Below are 5,090 nucleotides of genomic sequence, written 5' to 3' on the forward strand. Positions count from 1 at the left end.
CGTACGTGACGCTCCACCTGCCCCGCCCCCACCGCCTCAATCCGACGGACCGTCACCCGCCGGTCACCCCGGTGGCTGCCCCGGCCGCCCCGGCCGCCCCGGCGCCCGCCGCCGGTGCGACCGACGAGGGCGCCTATGTCACCCCGCTGGTGCGCAAGCTCGCCGCCGAGAACGGTGTCGACCTGGGTGCCGTCAAGGGCACGGGCGTCGGCGGCCGGATCCGCAAGCAGGACGTGCTGGCCGCCGCCGAGGCCGCGAAGGCCGCCGCCGCCGCTCCGGCGCCGGTCGCTGCCGCCGCCCCCGCGCCGGCCGCCCGCAAGAGCGCGCCGACGCTGGAGGTCTCGCCGCTGCGCGGCCAGACCGTCAAGATGCCCCGCATCCGCAAGCTCATCGGCGACAACATGGTCAAGGCGCTGCACGAGCAGGCGCAGCTCTCCTCGGTCGTCGAGGTCGATGTCACCCGGCTGATGCGGCTGCGGACGCAGGCGAAGGACTCCTTCGCGGCGCGCGAGGGCGTCAAGCTCTCCCCGATGCCCTTCTTCGTGAAGGCGGCGGCCCAGGCGCTGAAGGCCCACCCGGTCGTCAACGCCCGGATCAACGAGGCCGAGGGGACGATCACCTACTTCGACACCGAGAGCGTCGGTATCGCGGTGGACTCCGAGAAGGGCCTGATGACCCCGGTCATCAAGCACGCCGGTGATCTGAACATCGCCGGTATCGCCAAGGCCACGGCGGATCTCGCGGGCAAGGTCCGCGGCAACAGGATCACGCCGGACGAGCTGGCCGGGGCGACCTTCACGATCTCCAACACGGGGTCGCGGGGCGCGCTGTTCGACACGATCATCGTGCCGCCCGGCCAGGTCGCCATCCTGGGCATCGGCGCCACGGTCAAGCGCCCGGCGGTCATCGAGACGGAGGAGGGCACGGTCATCGGCGTACGCGACATGACATACCTGACCCTGTCCTACGACCACCGCCTGGTCGACGGCGCGGACGCGGCCCGCTACCTGACGGCCGTCAAGGCCATCCTGGAGGCGGGCGAGTTCGAGGTGGAACTCGGCCTGTAACAGCCCTTCGGCACATAGGACGCCCCCGCCCCGGAAACCCCGGGGCGGGGGCGTCGCCCTTTTTGGGGGCGCGGGGAACTGCGCGACCAGCCACGACCCACCCGCACCCGCCGCACCATGAGAATCCACCCACCCCACTAGGCGCGTAGAACCCCGTGTAACCCTCATCTCACCTGCACGAAAGCACCCCGCCCCACCACCCCAGCGGAGCGCTCCCGCCGTATTGTCTAAACGTCAAACGTTAAGGAGCTCTCATGACCGCGCCCGTCATCCACTCGCTGCGCGAACAGATCCGCGAGCACATCCTCGAGGGGATCATCAGCGGACGCTGGCAGCCGGGCGAGCGGATCGTGGAGCGGCGGATCGCCACGGAGCTGGAGGTCAGCCAGACCCCGGTGCGCGAGGCGCTGCGCGAGCTGGAGTCGCTGCGGCTGATCGAGTCCGCGCCGAACAAGGGCGTGCGGGTGCGCAATCTGACCGCGGCCGATCTGGAGGAGAGCTACCCGGTGCGGGCCGGGCTGGAGGCCATCGCCGCGGAGCTGGCGGCGCAGCGGCTGGCCGACGACTGCTCGGCCCTGGAGCCCCATGTCACGGCGCTGTACGAGGCCGACAGCCGCGCCGACGGCACCGCCCAGGTGCGGCACACCGTCGGTTTCCACCGGGAGCTGGTCCGCGCGGCCGGGAACTCGGTGCTGCTGCACACCTGGGAGGGGCTCGGCATCGAGGTGTTCACGGCGCTGTCGATCCGCTGGCTGGGCACGGTCCAGCAGTCGTACGCCGAGGAGCACGAGGAGCTGGTGGACGCGTTCCGGCGCCGGGATCCGCGGATCGCGGAGATCGTGAAGGCGCATGTGCTGGGCTGCGCGCCCCACACCAGCCCGGAGCAGCCGACCGGCGACGGGTGAGCGCCCGTTCGCCCAGACCTCCCCCACCTGCGGAAACCCTGCGGGAGCCCTGCCGGAGCCCCCGCCGGAGCCCTGCGACAAAACGGCGAAAATCCGGCGAAAAAACGGCACCGCGTGCCCGTTCGAATGACACCCCGTGCCCACTTTCTCGTGATCAAGAGATTTTCCCCCTCAACCCTTTGATCGATCATCGATCAGGGAGTTACAGTCACCGATGGGCTTCCACCAGAGCCTCACGCCCTGTCCTGCCAAAGACCAAGGGCACCCCCGAACCCTTACCGATGAGGGAACCCCCTTCGACTGAGGAAGGCGGCGACATGACCGACCCCTACGCCATCCAGCCGAGCGCGCTCGACCAGCTCCCCGACCGGGACCCGGAGGAGACCGCCGAGTGGCAGGCCTCACTGGACGCCGTCGCCAGGGCTGCCGGCCCGCACCGTGCCGCGTATCTGATGCGCCGCACCCTGGAGCGCGCGGAGGGCACCGGCATCGCGCTGCCGAAGCTCCTCGAAACCGACTACGTCAACACCATCCCGACCTCCGCCGAGCCGGCCGTGCCCGGTGACGAGGCGCTGGAGTCCCGGATCACCGCGTACAACCGGTGGAACGCGGCGGCGATGGTGACCCGCGGCAGCAAGTACGGCGTCGGCGGGCACATCGCCACCTTCGCCTCCGCCGCCTGGCTCTACGAGACCGGGTTCAACCACTTCTTCCAGGGCAAGGAGGGCGACGGCTCGGGCGACCAGCTCTACATCCAGGGCCACGCCTCGCCCGGCATCTACGCCCGCGCCTTCCTCGACGGGCGCCTCTCCGAGCAGCATCTGGACCACTTCCGCCAGGAGTCCGGCGGCAGCGGTCTGCCCTCCTACCCGCACCCGCGGCGGCTGCCGTGGCTGTGGGAGTTCCCGACGGTCAGCATGGGCCTCGGCCCGCTCTCCGCGATCTACCAGGCCCGCTTCAACCGCTATCTGACGCACCGCGGCATCAAGGACGTCTCGTCCTCGCACGTGTGGGCGTTCCTCGGCGACGGCGAGATGGACGAGCCGGAGTCGACGGCGGCGCTCGCGCTGGCCGCGCGCGAGGAGCTGGACAACCTCACCTTCGTCATCAACTGCAACCTCCAGCGTCTGGACGGCCCGGTCCGGGCCAACTTCAAGATCGTGCAGGAGCTGGAGGCCCAGTTCCGCGGCGCGGGCTGGAATGTGATCAAGTCGCTGTGGGGCGGCGCCTGGGACGAGCTGTTCGCGCTCGACACCACCGGCGCGCTGCTGCGGCGGCTGCGCGAGGTCCCGGACGCCCAGGTGCAGACGTACCAGACGCGGGACGCGGCCTACATCCGCCAGGACTTCTTCGGCGCGGACCCGGCCCTCGCCGAGCTGGCGAAGCTGCTCAGCGACGACAAGATCCTGGAGTGCTTCCACCTCTCGCGCGGCGGCCACGAGGCCCGCAAGGTGTACGCGGCGTACAAGGCGGCCGTGGAGTTCAAGGGCGCGCCGACGGTGATCCTGGCGCAGACCGTCAAGGGCCACACCCTCGGCACCGGCTTCGCCTCGAAGAACGCCAACCACCAGATGAAGAAGCTGACGGTGGACGAGTTCAAGGCGATGCGCGACCTGCTGGAGCTGCCGGTACCGGACTCCGCCTTCGCCGACGGCCAGGTGCCCTACGCCCACCCGGGCGCCGGCTCCCCCGAGGTGCGCTACCTCCAGGAGCGCCGCGCGGCCCTCGGCGGCCCGGCCCCGGCCCGCCGCACGCACCCCCTGGCCCCGCTGCCCGCCCCCGCCGAGAAGGCGTTCGCCTCCTTCGACAAGGGCTCGGGCACCCAGAGCGTGGCGACCACCATGGCCTTCGTCCGGCTGGTCAAGGACCTGGTCCGGGACAAGGAGACCGGGAAGCGCTGGGTGCCGATCGTGCCCGACGAGGCCCGCACCTTCGGCATGGAGTCGCTGTTCCCGTCCCTCGGGATCTACTCCCCCAAGGGCCAGACCTACGAGCCCGTCGACCGCGACCAGCTCATGTACTACAAGGAGGCCACGAACGGCCAGATCCTCAACGAGGGGATCACCGAGGCCGGTTCGATGGCCGACTTCATCGCCGCGTCCAGCGCGTACGCGACGCACGGCGAGGCGATGATCCCGTTCTACATCTTCTACTCGATGTTCGGCTGGCAGCGCACCGCCGACCAGATGTGGCAGCTCGGCGACCAGCTCGGCCGCGGCTTCCTCATCGGCGCCACCGCGGGCCGGACCACCCTGACCGGCGAGGGCCTCCAGCACGCCGACGGCCACTCCCCGCTGATCGCCTCCACCAACCCGGCCGCGCTCTCCTACGACCCCGCGTTCGCCTACGAGATCGCGGTGATCGTCCGCGAGGGCCTGCGCCGGATGTACGGGGAGGCCGCGCCCGGCGAGGACCAGGACGTCTTCTACTACCTGACCGTCTACAACGAGCCGCTGCCGCAGCCCGCGAAGCCCGCCGGGCTCGGTATCGACGAGGGCATCGTCAAGGGCCTGTACCGCTTCAACACGGCGGAGTCCGCGGGGCTGAACGTGGCGGCGGTCAACGCGCCCCGCATCCAGCTCCTCGGTTCCGGCACGGCGATCCACTGGGCGCTGAAGGCGCAGCGGCTGCTCGCCGAGGAGTGGGGCGTGGCGGCGGACGTCTGGTCGGCGACGTCCTGGACCGAGCTGCGCCGGGACGCCCTGGAGGCGGACGCGGCCCTGCTGCGCGGCGAGGAGCGGGTGCCGTACGTACGGCAGGCGCTCCAGGGCGCGGAGGGCCCGGTGCTGGCGGTGTCCGACTACATGCGCCAGGTGCCGGACCAGATCGCGCAGTGGGTCGAGCAGGACTACACCTCGCTGGGCGCCGACGGTTTCGGCCTCTCCGACACCCGTGACGCGGCCCGCCGCCACTTCGGGGTGGACGCGGAGTCGATCGTCGTGGCGGCGCTGGCACGGCTGGCCCGCGGGGGTGCCGTCCCGGCGACCTCGGTGAAGGAAGCGCGGGAGCGGTACGGGCTGTAGTCCGGCCGCGGGTAGTAGTTCGGGTGCGGGTCGGTGGGGGCTGGTCGCGCGGGGTGCAGCCTCCCCGAGACCGACGAAGGGGGGGGGGGGGTGGT

Annotated in this window: 2 protein-coding genes and 1 pseudogene; all 3 read left to right on the forward strand. The window is 71.2% G+C overall.

The window, feature by feature from the left end; genetic code table 11:
* A pseudogene (sucB, locus tag AB0O01_RS36435) lies at positions 1 to 1,067 on the forward strand (2-oxoglutarate dehydrogenase, E2 component, dihydrolipoamide succinyltransferase); the annotation flags it as partial.
* A gap of 254 nt (positions 1,068 to 1,321) precedes the next feature.
* Positions 1,322 to 1,972, forward strand: coding sequence for a GntR family transcriptional regulator (locus tag AB0O01_RS36440; protein ID WP_365320417.1), 651 nt, complete (start codon positions 1,322 to 1,324; stop codon positions 1,970 to 1,972).
* A 317-nt stretch (positions 1,973 to 2,289) separates the two neighbouring features.
* Positions 2,290 to 4,995 carry a pyruvate dehydrogenase (acetyl-transferring), homodimeric type gene (aceE, locus tag AB0O01_RS36445; protein ID WP_365320418.1) on the forward strand — a complete coding sequence of 902 codons (2,706 nt, stop codon included), beginning with the start codon at positions 2,290 to 2,292 and terminating at the stop codon, positions 4,993 to 4,995.
* The last annotated feature ends 95 nt before the right edge of the window (positions 4,996 to 5,090 follow it).

Source organism: Streptomyces sp. NPDC093252 (assembly GCF_040683675.1).
Taxonomy (GTDB): Bacteria; Actinomycetota; Actinomycetes; order Streptomycetales; family Streptomycetaceae; genus Streptomyces.

What these genes read in the sequence shown, in the direction of transcription:
- AB0O01_RS36440 (WP_365320417.1), top strand. Translation starts at nt 1,322, where the DNA reads ATGACCGCGCCCGTCATCCACTCGCTGCGCGAACAGATCCGCGAGCAC.
- aceE (WP_365320418.1), top strand. Translation starts at nt 2,290, where the DNA reads ATGACCGACCCCTACGCCATCCAGCCGAGCGCGCTCGACCAGCTCCCC.